Raw genomic sequence first — 21,103 nt, 5'->3', positions numbered from 1 at the left:
GTCTACTCCTCAAATGCATGGGGATCGCACCACGGCAAAGCAGTCTGCCGACGCCATGAAAGGCTTCGGCAACGCGACTATAGCTAGGCGTTTGGGAAAGAGGGCTAGATGGCCTGATAGACCGCGCTGACCTCGGCACGGATGATGCGCGCGATCAGGGCGCAATCGTCTAGCGAGAAGGTCAGTGGCACGCGCATGTCCACGATGCTGGCCAGAACGCGGTCACTGTCAGGCATCGGGGCCGACGGCGCATAGCGCCAACTGTCGTATTTGCTGGTAAAGGCCACAGGCTCGGGCGCGCCGAACCATTTCAGCTCGACCCCGCGGGCCGCACAGCGCGCCAGCACATTGCGCACCGCATCGGCAGGCCAGTCGAGCAACAGGAACTGGATGGAGGAGCCGACGATGGTTTCCGCCTCGGGCCGTTCCACCAGTGTCAAACCGGCCGTGTCGCGCAGACCGTTTTCCAGCGCGAAATACCGTTCGTTCCATCGCGCACATTGCGTCGCCAGATCCGCCACTTGCGGGCGCAGGATTGCAGCGCGCAGGTTGTCCATCCGCCCCGAGATATTGGGCGTTTCGTATTTGATCTGATCGAACACTTCGGCAGGAGGCGCGGCGCGGTGACGTTCGAACAGCATATAGCTGCCCGACAGCATGATAGCGCGGGCGGCGATCTGCGGATCATCGGTGATCAGGAACCCGCCCTCGCCCGAATTGACATGTTTATAGGTCTGGCAGGAAAAACACCCCACTGCACCGTAACGCCCCGACGGCACGCCGTTCCACGCGGCTCCCATCGTATGCGCGCAGTCCTCGATCACGGTGACACCGGCGGCGTCGCACATGGCCATCAACCTGTCCATGTCGCAGATATGCCCGCGCATATGGCTCAGCAGCAGCACTTTGGCCTGATCCAGCTTGGTCGCCAGATCGTCCAGATCAATTGTCAGCCCCTCGGTCACGCCGACAAAGACGGGCACCGCCCCCAGCGACGCAATCGCGCCCGGTACAGGGGCAAGGGTGAACGCGTTGGATAGTACCTTGTCCCCTGCCCGCACGCCAACGGCCCGCAAGGCGGTCGCCATCGCATAGCCGCCAGAGGCGACCGCGAGACAGTATTTCGCTCCGACGCTTGCTGCGAATTCCTCTTCCAGCAGTGCGGTTTCCGAGATTTCGCCCGCCGCCGTGTTGTAACGGTGCAGACGACCATGGCGCAAAACAGCAAGGGCCGCGTCGATGCCCGCTTCGGGGATCGGGTCTTGCTGGGTGAAACTGCCGGTGAAACGTTCGCTCATCGCTCTGTTGTGCTGTGGCGCGCGGGCGGCGTCAATGCGGCGTTGTGTGCCGTTCGCGTCATCGAGGCAACAAAGCGGCCACCACGGACGGCAGGGCGGCGTAATCGTCCAGCAGCGCCTCGGGTTCCAGCGCGGCCATGTCCTCACCCGAGGGGCCGAACGTGACCAGAACGCATGGCACGCCACCGGCAAGGGCGGTGTTGCGGTCGGTATCACTGTCCCCGATCAACACACAGCTGCGCTCGTCCACCCCAAGGCGGCGCACCGCCTCGAACAGGGGTTCACAATTGGGCTTGCGCACCGGCAGGGTGTCAGCGCCGACAAGGCTGCCGAATGCATCCCGCACACCCAGATCAAGCAACAGCTGATGGGCCAGCGCCTCGGGCTTGTTGGTGCAGATGCCCACCGCATGGCCACGCGATTTCAGCACCTCGATCGCCTCCATCGCGCCGGGGTACAGGCGGGTATGGGCACTGATCGCGCCGCTATAAGCCTCGAGCAGCACTGGGTAATATTGATCCACAACGGTCTCGTCAAACCGCTCGGCACGGCTTAGGCCTACGCGCAGCATCGCGCGCCCGCCACGCAACGCCACACCGGCATCGCCCGCGTGCAGAACATCGCCCAGCCCCATGTCGCGAAAGCATACATTCGCCGCCGCCAGCAGATCACCGCTGGTATCGGCCAATGTCCCGTCGAGATCGAAAATTACCGCCGTCATCCCAGCCCCTCTTATGGCGGATCGCCGCCGCAGTTGTTGCAAGCCGCAATTTAGATTGATGGGCGGCATGCTTGCGCATATGGCCCAACAGGCTAAAGAGGGCAAAATAAAAAGACAAAGAGAAGTGTTTATGAGTGTCGCATTGATCATCCTCGCTGCCGGTAAGGGCACGCGTATGAATTCGGACCTGCCCAAGGTTCTGCATCCGATTGGCGGCGCGCCCATGCTGCACCACGCGATGCAGGCTGGCGCGGCGCTGGCCCCTGCCCATACTGTCGTGGTGGCCGGTTTTGGCGCGGAACTGGTGACAAGTGCGGCACTGGCCTATGACGATGAGGCGCAAGTGGTCGAACAGACCGAACAGCTTGGCACCGCGCACGCCACCGCACAGGCCCGCGACGCGCTTGAGGGGTTCGAGGGGCGCGCCATCGTGGTCTTTGGCGACACGCCGTTCGTGCGCCCAGAAACGCTCGAGGCGCTGGCCGCATCCGATGCGGACGTGACTGTTCTGGGGTTCGAGGCGGCAGATCCCGCCCGCTATGGCCGCCTTGTGATGGATGGCGACCAGTTGCAGCGCATCGTCGAATTCAAGGACGCGACCGAGGAGGAGCGCGCAATCACCCTGTGCAATTCCGGCGTGCTGGCCGCGCCCGCGCCGCTGTTGTTCGACCTGATCTCGCAGGTCGACAACAACAACGCGCAGGACGAATACTATCTGACCGACCTGCCCCGCCTTGCCCGCGAGCGTGGCCTGAAAGTTGCCGTGACCCGCTGTGACGAGGCCGAAACCCTTGGCATCAACAGCCGCGCGGAACTGGCCATGGCCGAAAAGCTGTTCCAGACCCGCGCTCGTGAGGAACTGCTTGAGGACGGTGTAACCCTTTATGCACCGGACACGGTGTTCCTGTCGCTGGACACCAATGTGGGCCGCGACACGGTAATCGAACCAAACGTCGTCTTCGGCCCCGGTGTGACGATAGAATCCGGTGCCACGATCCGCGCCTTTTCGCATCTTGAAGGGTGCCACGTGTCGCGCGGTGCGGTCGTCGGCCCCTATGCGCGCCTGCGTCCCGGTGCGGAACTGGCCGAAAACGTGCGCGTCGGCAACTTTGTCGAGATCAAGAATGCCGAGATCGCCGCAGGGGCCAAGGTGAACCACCTGTCCTATATCGGCGACGCCTTCATCGGCGAGGCGAGCAACATCGGCGCTGGCACAATCACCTGCAATTATGACGGCGTGATGAAGCACCACACCCATATCGGGGCGCGGGCCTTCATCGGATCCAACACCATGCTGGTCGCCCCCGTGTCCATCGGGGACGAGGCGATGACCGGATCGGGGTCCGTGATCACGTCGGACGTTGAGGCAGGCGCATTGGCGCTGGCCCGCGCACCGCAGGTCGAAAAACCCGGCATGGCCCGCAAATTGTTCGATATGTTAAAGGCCAAGAAGGCCAAACTGAGTAGAGGTAGCTAATCATGTGCGGAATTGTTGGGGTACTTGGCAGTCACGAAGTCGCACCGATCCTTGTCGAAGCGCTGAAACGGCTTGAATATCGCGGCTATGACAGCGCCGGTATCGCCACCGTCAATGACGGTGTGCTGGACCGCCGCCGCGCCGTGGGCAAACTGGTCAACCTGTCCGACAAACTGGTGCACGAGCCGCTGCCGGGCAAGTCGGGCATCGGCCACACCCGCTGGGCCACCCATGGCGCACCCAGCGAAGTGAACGCGCACCCGCACCAGTCCGGCCCCGTGGCCGTGGTGCATAACGGTATCATCGAGAACTACCGCGAATTGCGCGCCGAACTGACAGCGGCGGGCCTGAATTTCCAGACCGAGACCGACACCGAAACCGTCGCCCTGCTGACCGAACATTACATGACCACAGGTCTGGGGCCTGTCGATGCCGCCTTTGCCGCGCTGAACCGGTTGGAAGGTGCTTTTGCGCTGGCCTTCCTGTTCCACGGCGAAGAAGACTTGATCGTCGCGGCGCGCAAGGGCTCCCCTCTGGCAATTGGCCATGGCGAGGGCGAGATGTTTGTTGGGTCCGACGCGATTGCGCTGGCCCCGATGACCGACCGCATCACCTATCTTGAGGAAGGCGACCGCGCCGTTCTGACCCGCGCAGGCGTCGAAATCCGCGATATCGAAGGCACCGTGGTCGAACGCCCCGTGCGCCAGATCCAGATCGACGCCGCCCGCGTCGACAAGGCCGGTCACAAGCACTTCATGGCCAAGGAAATCGCCGAACAGCCCGTTGTGCTGGCCAACACGCTGTCCAACTATATCGACAGCAATGGCGATATCGTCCTGCCCGACACCGGCATCGACTTTGCCGCCATCGACCGCCTGACCATGGTCGCCTGTGGCACGGCCTATTACGCCTGTCTGACGGCGAAATACTGGTTCGAACAGATCGCCCGCCTGCCCGTCGATATCGATGTGGCGTCGGAATTCCGCTATCGCGAGCCGCCCGTGACACCGCGCACCATGGCCCTGTTCGTCAGCCAGTCTGGCGAGACGGCGGACACCCTTGCCGCCCTTCGCTATTGCGAAGGCAAGGCGGACAAGATCGTGTCCGTGGTCAACGTCCCCGAAAGTTCCATCGCGCGGGAAAGCGATCTGGCCCTGCCGATCTTTGCCGGTGTCGAGGTCGGCGTTGCCTCGACCAAGGCCTTTACCTGCCAGTTGACCGTGCTCCTGTTGCTGGCCCTGAAGGCGGCGCACCAGCGCAGCGAGATGACCGCCGACGCACTGCGCGACAACATCACTTCGCTCAACGCATTGCCCGGTCTGATCAACCTCGCCATCCAGCAAAGTTCGACAATCCAGTCCGCCGCACGCAAGCTGGCCGAGGCCCGCGACATCCTGTTTCTGGGCCGCGGTTCCATGTTCCCGCTGGCCCATGAAGGTGCGCTGAAACTCAAGGAAATCAGCTACATCCACGCCGAAGCTTATGCGGCAGGTGAACTGAAACACGGCCCCATCGCCCTGATCGACAAACACGTGCCGGTGGTCGTCATGGCCCATAAGGACGCGCTGTTCGACAAGACCGTGTCCAACATGCAAGAGGTCATGGCGCGCAAAGGCAAGGTGGTTCTGATCTCGAACGCCGAAGGGCTGGCCGAAGCCGGACAGGACGTGTGGTCGAAGATCGCGATGCCCGACTGCCCCGACATTCTGGCGCCGATCGTTTACGCGGTCCCAGCCCAACTGCTTGCCTATCACACCGCCGTTGCCAAGGGCACGGATGTGGACCAGCCGCGAAACCTTGCCAAATCGGTCACAGTAGAATGACGCCCGAGGACGCGCTGGCCGCGATCACCGCCCATGGCGACGCGGCGCGCGCAGCGGATGCCAAGGCCTATCACAAGTCCAAGCGCGTGCATCTTGGCGTGCCCAATCCGGTGCTGAATGATCTGACCCAAAACTGGCGTCAGGAACTGGACGTCGCAGCCCGCGTCGAACTGGCGGACGGTCTGTGGCACAGCGATATTTTCGAGGCCCGCATCGCCGCGGCCAAGCTGCTGACGCAGGCCCGTATGCGCCCTGACGATGCCGCATGGGATCTGATCGTGTCGTGGGTGCCGCAATTTGACGGCTGGGCCATTGCCGATCACGCCTGCCTGGCCGGACAGCGCCGCCTGATTGCGGACCCCGCACGCATTGACCAGCTTGAGGCGTGGACAACATCGGACCATCTTTGGACCCGTCGTGCCGCACTGGTGATGACACTGCCGTGGACCAAGCAGAACTTTCCCAAACCCGAAGAGGTCGCCGTGCGCGAACGCGTGCTTGGCTGGGCCGCGCTCTATGTGGACGACCAGCAATGGTTCATCCAGAAGGCCATCGCTTGGTGGGTGCGTGAGCTGGGCAAACATGACGCGCCGCGCGCGCAGGCCTTCCTTGATGCGCATGGCGCAGCGATGAAGCCCTTTGCCGCCACCGAAGCCGCCAAGTACCTGCCCGCCGCATAACGCACACGCACCAGCGCGTCAGGCGGTCAGGAACCGAACACGTCCACTTCGACCAGATCGGTCAGCGATGCGCCAATGGCCTGCATCGCGGCCAGTGACATCCGGCTACCTGCGGTGCGCTCCCCCTCAATCGGGATCAGGGTGACGGCGACGCTTTGGCCGGTCTTGGGGTTGTGCACCTTGCCCGTCCGTTCTGCGGCGACCAGCGGCGTTTTCAGCCACAGGCCAGGCTCCGCCGCGTTACCCAGTGATGCGACAGTCCGCCCCAGCGTGCCAATCGACATTTCGGGCGTCGGGGCCCCAACCTCTTCGGGCTGATCAGAGGGGCGCGCTTGCGGTCGTGTCTGCACATCCCCCTCCTCATTTTCGGCCACGATTTCAGGCGCCTGCCCGCGATTTGCCCGCTCGGGCAGAACGCCGCAAGCCGAAACAACTAGAAAACTGAGGATCATCCAACGCATGTCGCACACCATAACCTGATCGAAATGACACGCAATGCCCCTTGCGGCGCGGCGCGCTCCCTCCTACCAATTACGCCATGAATGCACCTTTGATCGATCCTTTCGCGCGCGCCATCACCTATTTGCGGGTCTCTGTTACGGACCGCTGTGATTTCCGCTGTGTCTATTGCATGTCGGAAAACATGACCTTTCTGCCGAAGAAAGAGTTGCTGACCCTCGAAGAACTGGACCGCATGTGCTCAACCTTTATCGGGCTGGGCGTTGAAAAGCTGCGGATCACGGGTGGGGAGCCTTTGGTCCGTCGTGACATCATGACGTTTTTCAACGCCATGGGCCGTCATCTCGAGGCTGGAACGCTCAAGGAACTGACCCTCACCACCAATGGCAGCCAGCTCGAACGCTTTGCAAAAGACCTGTATGCAGCCGGTGTGCGGCGGGTGAACATCAGCCTTGATACGATCGACGAACAGAAATTTGCCGACATCACCCGCTGGGGCCGCCTGCCCCAAGTGATGCGCGGTGTGGATGCGGCACTGGCGGCAGGCCTCAAGGTCAAGATTAACGCCGTGGCCCTCAAAGGGTTTAACGAGGACGAACTCGACACCCTGACCCGCTGGTGCGCCGAACGGTCGATGGACCTGACATGGATCGAGGTGATGCCCATGGGCGATCTTGGCAACGAGGACCGTCTGGGCCAGTACTGGTCCCTCAAGGATGTGCGCGCTGCCTATGCCGAACACTATACCGTCACCGATCTGGCCGAACGCACGGGCGGGCCTGCCCGCTATGTCCGGCTAGAAGAAACGGGCCAGAAGATCGGCTTTATCACGCCGCTCAGCCATAATTTCTGCGAAAGTTGCAACCGTGTGCGCCTGACCTGCACGGGTGAATTGTACATGTGTCTGGGACAGGAAGACATGGCCGACCTGCGCGCGCCCATGCGCGACCACCCCGACAGCGACGCCCCGCTTGAGGCCGCAATCCGCGCCGCCATCGCGGGCAAGCCCAAGGGCCATGATTTCGACTATTCCCGCCAGCGCGCCGACGGGCAGATGCCCCGCCACATGAGCCACACAGGCGGGTAACGCGGATGCGACCCACTGCGCTGTTCCGGCTGTACCGGATCGCCACCACGCTTGCCTTGCCGTTTCTGGCGCGCCGCGCCATTGCCAAGCTGCGCAAGGGCGGTATCGATGTGGACCGTGCCCATGAACGGCTGGGCCATGCCACGGCCGAACGGCGTGCCGGCCCGTTGATCTGGGTGCATGGCGCCTCCGTGGGCGAGGCGAAGTCGACCCTGTCCCTGATGGCGCGCATTGCTGCCGATCACCCCGATGCCACGCTCTTGCTGACCTCCGGCACGGCCACTTCGGCCCAAGCGGTGGCGCAGCGCCTGCCCGATGGCGCGGTGCACCAGTTCGCCCCGCTTGACGGGGCTGGCCCGATCCGGCGCTTTCTGCGGCACTGGCGGCCCGATCTGTGCGTGCTGGTGGAATCCGAGCTGTGGCCAAACCTGCTGGACGCCTGCGCTCGGGCACAAATTCCCGTGGCACTTCTGAACGCGCGGCTGTCGGACAGCAGCGCGCAAGGTTGGAAACGCTTTCCCGACACGGCGCGCTATCTTCTGCGTGGGATCGTGATGGCCCATTGTCAGGACCGGCGCAGCCGCGACCATCTGCGCGCCATGGGGCTGGACATGGCCCAGCAAGGCGCGAACCTGAAATCCATGATCGGCCCGCCACTGCTGAGCAAAGAGGCGATTGATACCACCCGCGCGGCCCTGTCGGGGCGTCCGGTCTGGGTTGCCGCCTCCACCCACGAGGGAGAGGAAGACCCCGTGCTGAAGGCGCATGCGCAGCTTTTGGCGGACCACCCCGATCTGTGCCTGATCCTTGTTCCGCGCCACCCCGAACGCGCGCCGGACGTCCTGTCCCTGATCCGCGATGCGGGCCTGTCGGTGGCGCAGCGCAGTGCGGGCGACGGGTTGGACACGGGCGCGCAGGTCTATCTGGCCGACACGATGGGCGAAACCGACCTGTGGTATGCGCTCAGCCCGATTGTGTTCCTGGGCGGCTCCTTCGCGACTGTGGGCGGGCATACGCCGTTCGAACCCGCCGCCGCCCATTGCGCCATTGTGCACGGACCGCACTATGCCAATTTCGAGGAAACCTATGCCACCTTCCTGTACAATGATGCGAGCGTCGAGGTGAATGATGACGCGGCCTTGGCCGAAGCGCTCCATCACCTGCTGACCCATCCCAGCCGTGCGGCGCAACTGGCCGCCAATGCGCGCCCGCTTGCCCAATCCGGCGATGCGGAACTGGGTGCCTTGGCGGGCGAACTCTTCTCTTTGGCCGACCGGCACGCTATGGAACTGCATGACTGATCTGCGCTCCATCGACGTAATCGCCCCGAATTTTAAACGGCGGCTGTCCGGCGTCACCTCGACCGTGATCCGGCTTGTCCCGCTTCAGGCCAAGTCCATGGCGATCACCGCCTGCGCTCCCCTGATGCCCGACCATGTGCCGAATGTGCGCTGGACGCGCCTGCTAACCATGCCGCGCAAGGGGCCGCATGGCGCGCGCGTCTGGCACGCACGGCGCAATGTCGAGATGATCGCGGGGCTGGCGCTCAAACACATCCTGCGTAAACGACTGAAACTACTGTTCACCTCGGCCAGCCAACGCCAGCACACGGGCCTGACCAAGGCGCTGATCGCACGCATGGATGCGGTGATTGCCACCTCGGCCAAAACAGCCGCCTATCTTGAGCGTCCCGCGACGGTGATCCACCACGGTATCGACACAGACACGTTCGCCCCCCACCCCGACAAGGCCAGCTTGCGCCGCACGCTTGGCCTGCCTGAAACGGGGCCGCTTCTGGGGTGTTTCGGGCGTATCCGCACGTCCAAAGGCACGGACATATTTGTCGGCGCGATGATCGAAGTGCTGGCCCGCCATCCCGACGCCACAGCCATCGTGATGGGCCGCGCGGTGGACAAGGACAGTGCGTTCCTTGCCGCGCTGAAATCACAGGTGCAGGCCGCGGGCCTATCGGACCGCCTGCGGTTCCTGCCCGAAGTGCCGGTGTGGGAGACGCCGAAATTCTATCAGGCGCTGGATATCTACGTGGCCCCGCAACGCTGGGAAGGGTTCGGCCTGACCCCGCTTGAGGCGATGGCCTGTGGCGCGCCTGTCGTGGCCACCAGGGTCGGCGCGTTCGAAGAACTGATAACCGAGGGCAAGACAGGTACGCTGATCGCCACCGCAGATACCGGCCAGATGGTGCGTGCTTGCGAGGCGCTGCTGTCCGACCCCGCCAAACTGGCCGCATGGTCGCAAAATGCGCGCAAAGACATGGTGGACCGCTTCCAGTTGCAACAGGAAGCGGACGCAATCATGGCCATCTACAAGGATCTGCTAAAAGGCTAAGGGACGGCGGGTGGGGCGACCTGCCACAGGCAGGAGCGTCACACACCGTCCCCCACGCGTCAGGAGGCCAGCGGCATCCGCTGTTCGACGATCTCGGCCCACCACGAACAGCCTGCGGGGATCGCCTCGTCATTAAAGTTGTATTCGGGGTGGTGCACCATCGCCGTATCGCCGTTGCCCACCAGAATATAGGCGCCGGGGCGTTCTTCGAGCATAAAGGCGAAATCCTCGCCCCCCATGACCAAAGGTGCCTCGTCGCACTGGCCCGACACGCTGCGCGCCACGTCGGCGGCGAATTCGGTCTGTTCGTCGTGGTTGACCATCACCGGATAGTTGCGCTGGTAATCCACCCGCGCCACACCGCCAAAGGCTGTTGCCACACCTTCACAGATTTCGGCCACCCGCTTTTCCGCCAGATCGCGCATTTCGGCGGACATGGTGCGCACTGTGCCCATGATCTGCACCTTTTGCGGGATGACGTTGAACGCTTTGGACGATGTCTCGAACGAGGTGATCGACACCACAATCCGGTCCACGGGGTCGGCATTGCGGCTGACGATGGATTGCAGCGCGGTGACCGCGTGGCTCGCCATCAGGGTCGTGTCGATGGTCTCGTGCGGCTTGGCCGCGTGCCCGCCAAGGCCCTCGAACTCGATGCTCAGCAGGTCGGTCGCGGCAAAGAACGGCCCCGTGCGGATCGAAAATTCGCCAACCGGACGGCCCGGCCAGTTGTGCATGCCGTAGACTTCGTCGATGCTCCAGCGTTCCATCATGCCGTCGTTGCACATCTCGCGCCCGCCGCCGCCGCCTTCTTCGGCGGGTTGGAAGATGACCACGACCGTGCCGTCGAAATTGCGGGTTTCGGCCAGATACTGTGCCGCGCCCAGCAACATGGCCGTGTGCCCGTCATGGCCGCAGGCATGCATCGCATCGGGCGTTTTGGAGGCATAGTCGAGCCCTGTCTGTTCATGGATCGGCAGCGCGTCCATATCCGCACGCAGACCGATCGTCTTGCCCGATGTTGTGTTGCGGCCCTTGATCACACCGACCACGCCGGTGCGCCCGATGCCTGTCACCACCTCGTCACAGCCGAACGCCTCCAGCTTTTCGGCCACCAGCGCGCTGGTGCGGTGGGTTTCGAACAGGATTTCGGGATGTTCGTGCAAATCGCGGCGCCATGCGGTGATGTCGGCCTGCATCTCTGCGAAACGGTTCTTGATGGGCATGCTATGTCCTTCTTTGGGTCGTTGAATGCTCGGGGTTTATAACGTGTTACTGCGCTGGCATGCGTTGTTCCACCAGTTCGACAAACCAGCTGCACCCCGCAGGGATCGCCCCGTCGTCGAAACGGTATTGCGGGTGGTGCAACGTGCCGTTGTCGCCATTGCCCAGCATGATGTAGGCACCGGGCCGCGATTCCAGCATGTAGGAGAAATCCTCGGCCGCCATGACCGGCGGCGTGTCCATATCGACATCGCCCGCCACGGCGCGCGCGGCAGCGGCGGCATGTTCGGTCTGGTCGGGGTGGTTGATCGTCACCGGATAACCAAGGCGGTAATCCACCTCGGCAACGCAGTCATAGGCAAGGGCCGTGGCGGTGGCGATGGCCGTGACGCGGGCCTGCGCCTGCGCGCGCACCGCCGGATCAAGGGCGCGTACCGTGCCGGTCATGCGCGTTGTCTGCGGGATGACGTTATGCGTATCGACATCCGAATGCAGCGCGCAAACCGACACCACAACCGAGTGCAGCGGATCAACCGTGCGGCTGGCAATGCTTTGCAGGCCCAGAATGATATGCGCCGCCGTCACATTCGGGTCGAGGGATTCGTGCGGCGCCGCCGCATGGCCCCCCTTGCCCGTCACCGTGATGTAGAATTCATCCGCCGAGGCCAGCAGCGCCCCGTGCCGGATTGCGAACTGCCCCGTGGGCAGGCCGGGCATGTTGTGCAGGCCATAGACTTCCTGCACGCCCCAACGGTCCATGACGCCTTCGTTCACCATCTCGCGCCCCCCGCCGCCGCCTTCTTCGGCAGGTTGGAACAGCAGAACGACCGTGCCGTCGAAATTGCGCGTCTCGGCCAGATATTGCGCCGCCCCCAGCAGGATCGAGGTGTGCCCGTCATGGCCGCAGGCATGCATCACCCCGCTGTTTTGCGAGGGGTACGTCACACCGCTGTCTTCCAAGATCGGCAGCGCGTCCATATCGGCGCGCAGGGCGATCACGCGCCCCTTGGTATCGCTGCGCCCCTTGATTACCCCCACAACGCCGGTCTGGGCCACGCCGGTGACAATCTCGTCAACACCAAAGCCCTTGAGCTGCTCGGCAACAAAGGCGGCGGTTTCATGTTCCTCGAACCCAAGCTCGGGATTGGCATGAAGGTGCTGTCGCCACTCGGTGATCTGGGCGTGCGTTTCGGCAAGGCGATTCCTGATCGGCATCACATGTCCTTTCGAAGGGTCAGACAGACGGCCCGACGCGCATCGGCGTACCGTCGGCAAATCGGCTCAATCGGAACCGTGACAGATCATGGCCCACGTTGTCGCCCGTGACCAGAGCGGCAAGCACCTTTCCCATGCCCGGACCGATGCCAAAACCGTGACCGCTCATCCCTGTGCCGACGGTCAGCCCCGGCAAGGCCGCAACGCGGTCCACCACGGGCACCACATCGGGCATGGTGTCGATCATGCCTGCCCATGCGGACTTGATACGCACAGGGCCAAGGTCGGGAAACAGCGCGGCAAAGTCGCGGGTCAGTGCCTTGACCTTGCCCGCATTGGGCGCGGGATCCAGCACGCGCATGGCCTCGAACGGCGATGGCGTATCCGCGTCCCAGTGGCGCGGCGTGCCCCACGCATCGGGAAAGCCCCGCGGCGCGGCAGGCAGGAACCGCGTGCCGAACGGGTCAGCGCGCAACTGGGCCAGATATTTCGGAAAGGACCGGAACGCATCGGGGCCGATGAACAGTTCGTGAAAGCCGCCCGCCGCAAGGGAATAGCCGCCATCGGCGCGCGGACGGAAGGCGATACTGTCCTCTGCCGCGCCACCGGGATAGACCTGCGGCAAGGGTTCCGTCGCTGCCACCGTGGCGCGCACCGACAGTTGCGGCAGGGCCACCCCGTGACGACGCAGGAACAGCGCCGACCACGCGCCACCCGCCAACACAACCTCGGGCGCGGCGATGCGGCCCTGTTCCGTCACCACACCCGCAACCGCCCCTGCGGCCATATCAAGCGCACGGGCCGCGCAGTTTTCGACAATCTGCACCCCTGCCCGCGCGGCAATCCCCGCCAGCGCAGGCACCGCGACCCAAGGTTCTGCGCGCATGTCGCTGGGCGTATAAAGCGCGCCCTTGTACCGCCGCGCCATGTTCGGGATCAGTGCGGCCACCTGATCGGCGTCCAGCAGGCGGCTGTCCAACCCGTGCGCCTGCGCATGGGGCAGCCATGCCGCGTAATCGGCCATCTCGCTGTCCTTGCGCGCAAGATAGGTCACGCCGCCGGTGGTCAGGCCAATATCTTCGTTGGTTTCTGCGGCCAGTTCCCGCCACAGGCGGTTGGCCTCGATCATAATACCCAATTCGTCAGGGTCACGGCCCTGCTGGCGGATCCAGCCCCAATTCCGCGAGGATTGTTCGCCCGCGATGCGCCCTTTTTCCAGCAGGATCACCCGCTTGCCCCTGCGGGCCAGAAACAGCGCGGTACACACGCCAATGACGCCGCCGCCAATCACCACCACATCTGCGGTGTCCCCGTGCGGGCCACGCCATGTCACGGGCAAGCCCGCATGGATCGGAAAGGGTGTCATGCGCGCACCTTACCGCTCGGCGGGCGGGCGCCTTTCGGGCGCAGCTCGAAACAGAGCCGCGCGCCGGTCATGACAGACGCGCCACCAGATCGCGCATAAAGGCATGGCCCGCCTCGAACTGTGCCACGGTGATATATTCGTTTGGCTGGTGGGCCTGCGCGATATCGCCGGGGCCGCAGACAACGGCGCTATAGCCTGCCGCCTGAAACTGCCCTGCCTCGGTGCCATAGCTGACCACATGGCCCGCGTTGTCGCCCGTGATCGCCCGCACCAGCGTTTCCGCCGCGCCATCGGTTTCGGGCTTCAGCGGCGGCACATTGAACCGTGGGCTGACGTCGATCCGCGTGTCGGGATGGATCGCCTGCATACCCTTTTCGATCTGCGCCACATGGGCCAGATAGGCCTCTTTCAACGCCACCACGTCATCCCCCGGCACCGCACGGAAATCCATGGAGAACCGGCAATCCTTGGCGGTGATGTTATGAGCTGTCCCGCCCGACACCTGCCCCACATGCCATGTGGTAAAGGGCGGGTCGAACATCGCGGCCAGCGTCGTCGGCGTCGCGGCCATATTCTCGGCATTGCGGTGGTTGGCAAAGTCGATGACCTTGGCCCCCTCAAGAATGGCGCTAACGCCGGTGGGCAACAGGGACGAGTGCACCTCGAACCCGATCACATGGGTGTCAAAGCCCTGCCCGCCCTTATGGCCAGTCACCGCCTTCATCATCGACGGCTCGCCCACGATCACGGGGCCGCCCTTGGGCACCACGCCTTGCATCGCCTCGATCATCGGCGGCGCGCCGAGGCAGCCGATTTCCTCGTCAAAGCTGAGCGCGAGTTGCAAGGGCGTTTTTACACCCGCAACATGCGCCTCGACCAGCGCCCAGATCGCCAGCGCGTCGAACCCTTTCATGTCGCACGTACCGCGCCCGTAATACTTGCCATCCCGTTCGCTGACCACAAACGGGTCCGTATCCCACGGCTGGCCATCCACCGGCACCACATCTGTATGGCCCGACAGCACCACCGCGCCTTCGACCTCGGGGCCAACATGGGCAAACAGCGCCGCCTTGGGCTGGTCGGGATGGTAATAGCGGTGGCAGGTAATACCGTGGCTGTTCAGATATTCCTCGACCCAGTCCACCAGCGGCAGGTTCGTGTCGCGACTGACCGTGGGAAAGCTGACGAGTTTCGTCATCAGTTCCAGCGGTGTCATTCTGTCAGTCATGGCCTGTCATCTCCGAAAGCGGTCCGCGCAGGCCCGAGGGCACCATAGCGCGGTCTGTGAAAAGTTGCCCCACCCCATCGGCCAATTCCGCAGCAGTGTCCATGCCGCGCTGCGCACCTGCGCCCTTGCGCCGCTCACCGCCCGCAAAACGGGCCGGCAAGCGCACAAAGAAGGCGCGCAGATCAGTACCCGCTGTCTGTTGTCAGGACAAAATGCCCCGTCTCGACCTCGTTATAGACCGATGGTTCGGCCACATAGCTGGTAGGGTGGATCGGCGACGGAATGGGTTTGAAGTTCAGGTCTTTTTCACTTTTGCGCTGGCGCGGGTCGGCAATCGGCACCGCCTTCATCAACGCCTGCGTATAGGGGTGCTGCGGGTTTTCAAAGACGCGCGCGCGCGGCCCCATTTCCACGATCCGGCCCAGATACATCACACCCACATGGTGGCTGACCCGTTCGACCACCGCCATGTCGTGGCTGATGAACAGGAAGGACAGGTCAAGCTCGGCCTGAAGCTCCATCATCAGGTTGAGCACCTGCGCCTGCACCGACACGTCCAGCGCCGACACCGCCTCGTCCGCGATGATCAGCTTGGGGTTCAGCGCAAGGGCGCGGGCAATGGCGACGCGCTGGCGCTGGCCACCGGACAGTTCATGCGGATAGCGGCGGGTAAAGCTGCGCGGCAACTCGACACGGTCAAACAGCATTTCGACACGTTTGGTGCCCTCAGCGCCCTTGAACATGCCATAGTTGCGCATCGGTTCGGCCACCTGATCGCCCAACTGCATCTGCGGGTTGAGCGAGGCGAACGGGTCTTGGAAAATCATCTGCATATCAAGACGCGCCTGCCGCAAATCGCGGTCATTCAGCGCCATGATGTCCTTGCCATCCAGACGGATTTCGCCCGACTGCGGTTCGACCAGCCGCAGGATCGACCGCCCTGCCGAGGATTTGCCGCAGCCTGATTCACCGACCAGCGACAGGGTCTGGCCCTTGTTGATGGTAAAGGACAGATCCTCGACCGCGTGCACATTGGCCACCAGACGGCGGAAGAACCCGCCGCGCACCGGAAAACGGGTGGTAAGGTTGCGCACTTCAAGCAAGGGTTCGCTGCTGCCGATGATCGGTTTGATCTCGCCTTGCGCGCGGCCCATCAGCTTCATCGGCTCGGGCGCGGCCTTGCCCCGCATCTCGCCCAGCTTGGGCACAGCGGCCAGCAGCGCCTTTGTATAGGGGTGTTGCGGGTTCTCGAAGATTTCCTCGACCGTGCCTTCCTCGACCTTGTTGCCGCGGAACATGACAACCACGCGGTCGGCCATCTGCGCCACAACCGCCATGTCGTGGGTGATGAACATGACGGCAGTGCCGGTTTCACGCTTGAGCCGATCGATCAGCGCCAGAATTTCGGCCTGAATGGTCACATCCAGCGCCGTGGTGGGTTCGTCCGCAATCAACAGGCGCGGCTCGCAAGCCAGCGCCATGGCGATCACGACCCGCTGGCGCATCCCGCCGGACAATTCGTGCGGATATTGCTTCAGGCGGCGTTCGGGTTCGGGGATGCGAACCTGTTGCAGCAGTTCCAGCGCGCGCGCTTCGGCCTGCGCTCTGGACATGTTGCGGTGCAGGCGCAACCCTTCGGTCAACTGCCGCCCGATGGTGAACACGGGGTTCAGCGCGGTCATCGGCTCTTGGAAGATCATTCCGATCTCGTTGCCGCGAATCGTGCGCATCAAATCCTGTTCGGTCTGGGCCAGATCGACGGGTTCGGCATCCTTGCGATTAAAAATGAGGCGGCCGCCCTCGATATGACCACCGCCGAATTCCACCAGACGCATGAGCGACAGCGACGACACCGATTTCCCCGAACCGGATTCGCCTACCACACAGACGGTTTCGCCCGAATTGATCGAGAACGACACGTCCTCGACCCCTAGTACGGGACCGTCTTTGGTCTGGAACGCAACGCGCAGTTCCTTGATTTCGGCAATCGGCTCTTGGCCAGTTTCGTCCAGCATACATACCCCCGTGCGGACCTATTTCGTCCGGATTGTAAAAGAGTGGGCGAAGGTTCCGGCACTGTCAAATGCAAGATGGCCCAAATGGACAGTTGACCGCACGCAAGGCTTGCAATTTCGGCAAAGTCTGTTTCGATGTCGCAATGAGCTTGGGGGACAAGCACGCAAAAACATTGTTTAAACCGTATCTTAGACGGTCGTATTGAAGCGTGTGGCCGTATGGAATCCTACAAGTTCAAGATAATTGCGGCCCGTGAACGGGTTGCTCGACTGACGTGCAGAACCAACTGCCGTCCAACATGGAGTAGACTATGACATTGAAAACCCTCCTTATGGGTGCTGTGGCGACCACTGCACTTGCGCCGGCGGCGTTCGCCGAGCGCGGTGCAGACGGCGAAGTCAGCATCCTTTATTGGCAAGCCCCTTCGATCATGAACCCGTACCTTTCGGGCGGCACCAAAGACATCGAAGCAGCCAGCCTGACCATCGAACCCCTCGCACGTTATGACGACACCGGCGTGATGGTGCCGTTTCTGGCAGCAGACATCCCCACAGTCGCCAATGGCGGCGTGAGCGAAGACCTGACCTCGATCACATGGAAGATTGCCGAAGGCATGATGTGGTCCGACGGCACGCCGGTGACATCCGCAGACGTGAAATTCACCGCTGAATACTGTATGCACCCCGAAGGCGGTTGCGCGCAGGCGTCCTTCTTTGACGGCGTTGAAACTGTTGAGGCAATTGACGACATGACCGTCAAGGTCACGTTCAATCAGCCCAAGCCGAACCCCTATGGCCCGTTTGTCGGTGGCCAGTCGCCTATTATTCAGGCAGCACAATTTGCCGACTGTCTGGGTGCCAAAGCCCCCGAATGCACCGAGGCGAACTTTAACCCGATCGGCACCGGCCCCTTTGTGGTTGACGATTTCCGTCCCAATGACGTGATCCAGTTTTCGGCCAACGAAAACTACCGTGATCCGGCCAAACCGGCCTTTGCCAAAGTGACGTTCAAAGGCGGCGGCGATGCGGCTGCGGCTGGCCGTTCCGTTCTGGAAACCGGCGAATACGACTATGCTTGGAACCTGCAACTTGCGCCCGACGTCATCGCGCGCATGGAATCGGCAGGCAAAGGCAAGGCCATCGCAGGCTTTGGCCCGCTGGTCGAGCGTATCGAGATGAACCTGACGAACCCGTCGCCGGACCTGCCACCAGAGACACGTTCCACAGTGGCCGAACCACACCCGATCCTCAGCGACATCCGCGTGCGCAAAGCGCTGTCCATGGCCATCGACCGCGCGCTGCTGGTCGAAGTCGGTTACGGTCAGGCGGGCAAAGTGACCTGCGATCTGGTTCCTGCGCCTGAAATGTTCGCCTCGGGCGACATGCACTGCGCCGAACAGGATCTCGAAGGGGCCGCTGCCCTGCTGGACGAAGCCGGCTGGACCGACAGCGACGGTGACGGCATCCGCGACAAGGACGGTATGAAGCTGTCGCTTCTGTACCAGACATCCACAAACGCCGTACGTCAGGATTTCCAGGCCCTGATCAAGGCATGGTGGGAAGAGATCGGTGTTGAAACCGAACTGCGCAACCTTGATTCGTCGGTCTTCTTCGGCGGTGATCCCGGTTCGCCAGACACGTTCCAGAAGTTCTATGCAGACGTTGAAATGTACGCCAACACCTTCAACGGCACAGACCCCCAGCAATATCTGGCGGCCTATCGTTGCGGCGGCGAACCCAAGCCCGACAGCCAGTGGCAGGGTGAGAACATCAACCGCTTCTGTGATCCCGAATATGACGCACTGATCGATGAACTGGCCCGCACAGGCGACATCGACAAACGCGCCGAAATCGCGATCAAGATGAACAACATGGTCACCAAAGACACCTTCACCATCGTGCCGCTGGTGCACCGTGGTCGTGTCTCTGCCCACGCGAACAGCCTTGGCGGTGTCAAGCTGAACGTCTGGGACAGCGAACTGTGGAACGTGGCCGATTGGTACCGTATCGACTAAAACGGCAAGGCGGGCAAAATGTCCGCCTTACCTTTCTTCGGCGCATCGTGTTAACGCCTGCGCCGAGGTTCACACCAGCCAATAAAGCGGATGCGTCATCCGCAAGCGCCGGTGAAACCAAGACCTGTGCAAAAGGACTGGCGCCTACATGCTGACCTTCACCATTCGCAGACTTGTGCTGTCGATCCCCACGCTTTTGTTCATCAGCCTTGTGATTTTCCTGCTGTTGCAACTGGCACCGGGTGATCCGATGGCCCAAGTGCCGCTGACCGTCCCCCCCGAAGTCAAAGAAAAGATGCGCGAGGCCCTTGGCCTTGGTGCTCCGATCCATGTCCAGTACTGGAAATGGATTGTGCAATTCTTCTGGATCGAACCGCAGGTGCTGTTTGACCACTGGTTCGGCACCTCCTTTGCCGAAGGCAAGCTGCGCGTAATCTCGTGGCAGACCCGCAGCCCCGTGATGGACATCGTCGTCCAGCGTATTCCCCAGACGCTCTGGGTGGTTGGCCTGTCCTATGTCGTGGGCATCCTGATCGCGCTGCCCATCGGTATCTATTCGGCTTACAAACAATATTCGGTCTTTGACCAGTCCGGCACGTTCATCACGATGATCGGCTTTTCGATCCCGCCCTTCTTTACCGGCCCGCTGCTGATCGTGTTGTTCTCGGTGCAACTGGGCTGGCTGCCGTCGATCTATGACACCACCCATGTGGTCAACGACTGGGAAAGCTTCAAAGTACAGTTCATGCAGATGGTCATGCCCGTCATGGTGCTGGCGCTGCAAACCACGGCGCAGATCTCGCGCTATATGCGCTCATCCATGCTCGACAACCTCGGGCAGGACTATGTGCGCACCGCGCGCGCCAAAGGCCTGCGTGAAGGCGTGGTGGTCATGCAGCACGTTCTGCGCAACTCGATGATCCCCGTGATCACCGTGATCGCACTGGGCATTCCGGCCATCTTCGGCGGTGCCATCATCACCGAGAACGTGTTCAAGGTGAACGGCATCGGGCAATTGCTGCTGACGGCGCTGTTTGCCAACGACATCCCGATGGTGATGACCCTGACCTTTATCTTTGCGATCCTGATCGTGCTGTTCAACCTGATTGCCGACGTGCTTTACGGCGTGCTCGACCCGAGGATCCGCTATGACTGATCAACCCGTGCCCGCAGGCCCCGACATGGAAATCGAAGCCATCGCGGCCCTGCAAGACAAAGAACCGCCCAAAGCCCCCCGCAGCCAGTGGAAGGACGTCTGGGACCAGTTCAAACACCACAAAGGCGCGCTGTTCGGCGGCGGGTTTCTGGTGTTCATCACGCTGGCGGTCCTGCTGGGGCCCTATATCTGGCAGGTCGATCCGCAAAAGCTGGATATCCGCAACAAGGACATGCGCCCGATCTATACCGCGCTGTGGGACAGCACGGCCAAGGTCGGCTGGTTCCGCCCGCTGGGCACGGACAACCTTGGCCGCGACATCCTTGCCAACCTGATCGCGGGCGGACGAGCGTCCATGGCCGTGGGCTGGGCCGCGATGATCCTTGCGCTGCTGATCGGCACCGCTGTGGGCGTCATCTCGGGCTATTTCAAAAAGGCCGACTTCTGGCTGATGCGCTTTACCGATCTGGTGCTGTCCTTGCCGATCCTGCCGCTGTTGCTGGTTGCTGTGACCCTGTTCCGCCAACCCCTGCGCGCCAATTTCGGACCCGAGGGCGGCATGTTCATCCTGATCGTCGGGGTGATCGGCCTGACCTCGTGGATGCAGACAGCGCGGATTGTGCGTGGTGATATCTTGGCGCTGAAAGAGCGCGAGTTCATCCTTGCCGCCCGTTCCATCGGCACCACGTCGGGCTCGATCATCATGCGCCACCTGCTGCCCAACGTGATCTCGCCGATCATGGTGTCGGCGACACTGGGCCTTGCCACGGCGATCATCACCGAAAGTGCCCTGTCCTTCCTTGGCGTCGGCTTTCCGTCGGACTTCCCCACATGGGGCAAACTGCTGGCCGACAGCGTGCAACGGATGGAGCAATACCCCGAACGCGTGATCCTGCCCGGTATCCTGATCTCGCTGACCGTGCTGGGGGTGAACTACCTTGGCGACGGCCTGCGCGACGCGCTTGACCCGCGCATCAGGGGGCGGTGAACAAC

At 62.6% G+C, this 21,103-nt stretch carries 17 protein-coding genes; 9 read left to right on the top strand and 8 right to left on the bottom strand.

From position 1 onward, the window contains the following. Positions 1–104 precede the first annotated feature (104 nt). Both AC6GQJ_RS00360 and AC6GQJ_RS00355 read right to left on the bottom strand, forming a co-directional pair. On the bottom strand, positions 105–1,298 hold the full coding sequence (locus AC6GQJ_RS00360) for a DegT/DnrJ/EryC1/StrS family aminotransferase (protein ID WP_500770642.1): 1,194 nt from the start codon (positions 1,296–1,298) through the stop codon (positions 105–107). A 58-nt stretch (positions 1,299–1,356) separates the two neighbouring features. After that, entirely contained in the window at positions 1,357–2,019 is a 663-nt protein-coding gene (locus AC6GQJ_RS00355) for an HAD-IA family hydrolase (RefSeq protein ID WP_500770640.1), read from the bottom strand. Positions 2,020–2,149: 130 nt separating this feature from the next. On the opposite strand from AC6GQJ_RS00355, the gene glmU reads away from it, so the two are divergent. Genes glmU through AC6GQJ_RS00340 form a run of 3 tightly spaced genes read left to right on the top strand, consistent with a single transcriptional unit; the run spans position 2,150 to position 5,999 of the window. Beyond that, complete coding sequence (glmU, locus tag AC6GQJ_RS00350; RefSeq protein WP_500770638.1) at positions 2,150–3,496, top strand: bifunctional UDP-N-acetylglucosamine diphosphorylase/glucosamine-1-phosphate N-acetyltransferase GlmU; 1,347 nt, start codon at positions 2,150–2,152, stop codon at positions 3,494–3,496. Between the two features lie 2 nt (positions 3,497–3,498). After that, entirely contained in the window at positions 3,499–5,319 is a 1,821-nt protein-coding gene (gene glmS / locus AC6GQJ_RS00345; protein WP_500770636.1) for a glutamine--fructose-6-phosphate transaminase (isomerizing), read from the top strand. After that, positions 5,316–5,999: a DNA alkylation repair protein gene (locus tag AC6GQJ_RS00340; RefSeq protein ID WP_500770634.1), complete on the top strand. Its 684-nt coding sequence runs from the start codon at positions 5,316–5,318 to the stop codon at positions 5,997–5,999. The genes glmS and AC6GQJ_RS00340 overlap by 4 nt, the downstream gene beginning before the upstream one ends. A gap of 26 nt (positions 6,000–6,025) precedes the next feature. Here AC6GQJ_RS00340 and AC6GQJ_RS00335 read toward each other — a convergent pair whose 3' ends face one another. Further along, positions 6,026–6,460, bottom strand: coding sequence for a hypothetical protein (locus AC6GQJ_RS00335; protein WP_500770632.1), 435 nt, complete (start codon positions 6,458–6,460; stop codon positions 6,026–6,028). Between the two features lie 77 nt (positions 6,461–6,537). On the opposite strand from AC6GQJ_RS00335, the gene moaA reads away from it, so the two are divergent. Genes moaA through AC6GQJ_RS00320 form a run of 3 tightly spaced genes read left to right on the top strand, consistent with a single transcriptional unit; the run spans position 6,538 to position 9,891 of the window. Further along, positions 6,538–7,545 (top strand): GTP 3',8-cyclase MoaA, encoded by a 1,008-nt coding sequence (moaA, locus tag AC6GQJ_RS00330; RefSeq protein ID WP_500770630.1) that lies wholly within the window; start codon positions 6,538–6,540, stop codon positions 7,543–7,545. A 5-nt stretch (positions 7,546–7,550) separates the two neighbouring features. After that, positions 7,551–8,846, top strand: a complete 1,296-nt coding sequence (locus AC6GQJ_RS00325; protein WP_500770628.1) for a 3-deoxy-D-manno-octulosonic acid transferase — start codon at positions 7,551–7,553, stop codon at positions 8,844–8,846. Further along, complete coding sequence (locus AC6GQJ_RS00320; RefSeq protein WP_500770626.1) at positions 8,839–9,891, top strand: glycosyltransferase family 4 protein; 1,053 nt, start codon at positions 8,839–8,841, stop codon at positions 9,889–9,891. The genes AC6GQJ_RS00325 and AC6GQJ_RS00320 overlap by 8 nt, the downstream gene beginning before the upstream one ends. 59 nt (positions 9,892–9,950) lie before the next feature. On the opposite strand, the gene AC6GQJ_RS00315 is transcribed toward AC6GQJ_RS00320, so the two are convergent. The 5 genes from AC6GQJ_RS00315 to AC6GQJ_RS00295 all read right to left on the bottom strand — a co-directional run bounded on the left by AC6GQJ_RS00315 (position 9,951) and on the right by AC6GQJ_RS00295 (position 16,939). Next, positions 9,951–11,117, bottom strand: coding sequence for a M20 aminoacylase family protein (locus AC6GQJ_RS00315; RefSeq protein ID WP_500770624.1), 1,167 nt, complete (start codon positions 11,115–11,117; stop codon positions 9,951–9,953). 46 nt (positions 11,118–11,163) lie between these two features. After that, positions 11,164–12,330 carry an amidohydrolase gene (locus tag AC6GQJ_RS00310; RefSeq protein WP_500770622.1) on the bottom strand — a complete coding sequence of 389 codons (1,167 nt, stop codon included), beginning with the start codon at positions 12,328–12,330 and terminating at the stop codon, positions 11,164–11,166. 19 nt (positions 12,331–12,349) lie between these two features. Further along, positions 12,350–13,696, bottom strand: a complete 1,347-nt coding sequence (locus AC6GQJ_RS00305; RefSeq protein WP_500770620.1) for an NAD(P)/FAD-dependent oxidoreductase — start codon at positions 13,694–13,696, stop codon at positions 12,350–12,352. A gap of 67 nt (positions 13,697–13,763) precedes the next feature. After that, on the bottom strand, positions 13,764–14,924 hold the full coding sequence (gene argE, locus AC6GQJ_RS00300; protein WP_500770618.1) for an acetylornithine deacetylase: 1,161 nt from the start codon (positions 14,922–14,924) through the stop codon (positions 13,764–13,766). A 182-nt stretch (positions 14,925–15,106) separates the two neighbouring features. After that, complete coding sequence (locus AC6GQJ_RS00295) at positions 15,107–16,939, bottom strand: ABC transporter ATP-binding protein (protein ID WP_500770616.1); 1,833 nt, start codon at positions 16,937–16,939, stop codon at positions 15,107–15,109. Positions 16,940–17,250: 311 nt separating this feature from the next. Between AC6GQJ_RS00295 and AC6GQJ_RS00290 the strand changes: the two genes are divergently transcribed. The 3 genes from AC6GQJ_RS00290 (at position 17,251) to AC6GQJ_RS00280 (ending at position 21,098) form a co-directional block, all read left to right on the top strand. Beyond that, positions 17,251–18,954 carry a peptide ABC transporter substrate-binding protein gene (locus tag AC6GQJ_RS00290; protein WP_500770614.1) on the top strand — a complete coding sequence of 568 codons (1,704 nt, stop codon included), beginning with the start codon at positions 17,251–17,253 and terminating at the stop codon, positions 18,952–18,954. A 148-nt stretch (positions 18,955–19,102) separates the two neighbouring features. Further along, positions 19,103–20,110: an ABC transporter permease gene (locus AC6GQJ_RS00285; RefSeq protein WP_500770612.1), complete on the top strand. Its 1,008-nt coding sequence runs from the start codon at positions 19,103–19,105 to the stop codon at positions 20,108–20,110. Continuing rightward, positions 20,103–21,098 (top strand): ABC transporter permease, encoded by a 996-nt coding sequence (locus AC6GQJ_RS00280; RefSeq protein ID WP_500770610.1) that lies wholly within the window; start codon positions 20,103–20,105, stop codon positions 21,096–21,098. Before AC6GQJ_RS00285 ends, AC6GQJ_RS00280 begins: the two co-directional genes overlap by 8 nt. Positions 21,099–21,103 lie beyond the last annotated feature (5 nt).

The organism is Tateyamaria sp. 7Alg 36 (assembly GCF_059882455.1).
The sequence above is the reverse complement of the archived record's forward strand: the minus strand, read 5'-3'. Positions and strand labels throughout refer to the sequence as shown.

Bases quoted from the DNA above. Each gene is read 5' to 3' on its own strand.
- AC6GQJ_RS00325 (WP_500770628.1), top strand. From the start codon at position 7,551: ATGCGACCCACTGCGCTGTTCCGGCTGTACCGGATCGCCACCACGCTT.
- AC6GQJ_RS00280 (WP_500770610.1), top strand. From the start codon at position 20,103: ATGACTGATCAACCCGTGCCCGCAGGCCCCGACATGGAAATCGAAGCC.
- AC6GQJ_RS00315 (WP_500770624.1), bottom strand. From the start codon at position 11,117: ATGCCCATCAAGAACCGTTTCGCAGAGATGCAGGCCGACATCACCGCA.
- AC6GQJ_RS00340 (WP_500770634.1), top strand. From the start codon at position 5,316: ATGACGCCCGAGGACGCGCTGGCCGCGATCACCGCCCATGGCGACGCG.
- AC6GQJ_RS00285 (WP_500770612.1), top strand. From the start codon at position 19,103: ATGCTGACCTTCACCATTCGCAGACTTGTGCTGTCGATCCCCACGCTT.
- AC6GQJ_RS00295 (WP_500770616.1), bottom strand. From the start codon at position 16,939: ATGCTGGACGAAACTGGCCAAGAGCCGATTGCCGAAATCAAGGAACTG.
- glmU (WP_500770638.1), top strand. From the start codon at position 2,150: ATGAGTGTCGCATTGATCATCCTCGCTGCCGGTAAGGGCACGCGTATG.
- AC6GQJ_RS00320 (WP_500770626.1), top strand. From the start codon at position 8,839: ATGACTGATCTGCGCTCCATCGACGTAATCGCCCCGAATTTTAAACGG.
- argE (WP_500770618.1), bottom strand. From the start codon at position 14,924: ATGACTGACAGAATGACACCGCTGGAACTGATGACGAAACTCGTCAGC.
- moaA (WP_500770630.1), top strand. From the start codon at position 6,538: ATGAATGCACCTTTGATCGATCCTTTCGCGCGCGCCATCACCTATTTG.
- AC6GQJ_RS00310 (WP_500770622.1), bottom strand. From the start codon at position 12,330: ATGCCGATCAGGAATCGCCTTGCCGAAACGCACGCCCAGATCACCGAG.
- glmS (WP_500770636.1), top strand. From the start codon at position 3,499: ATGTGCGGAATTGTTGGGGTACTTGGCAGTCACGAAGTCGCACCGATC.
- AC6GQJ_RS00305 (WP_500770620.1), bottom strand. From the start codon at position 13,696: ATGACACCCTTTCCGATCCATGCGGGCTTGCCCGTGACATGGCGTGGC.
- AC6GQJ_RS00355 (WP_500770640.1), bottom strand. From the start codon at position 2,019: ATGACGGCGGTAATTTTCGATCTCGACGGGACATTGGCCGATACCAGC.
- AC6GQJ_RS00360 (WP_500770642.1), bottom strand. From the start codon at position 1,298: ATGAGCGAACGTTTCACCGGCAGTTTCACCCAGCAAGACCCGATCCCC.
- AC6GQJ_RS00290 (WP_500770614.1), top strand. From the start codon at position 17,251: ATGACATTGAAAACCCTCCTTATGGGTGCTGTGGCGACCACTGCACTT.
- AC6GQJ_RS00335 (WP_500770632.1), bottom strand. From the start codon at position 6,460: ATGCGTTGGATGATCCTCAGTTTTCTAGTTGTTTCGGCTTGCGGCGTT.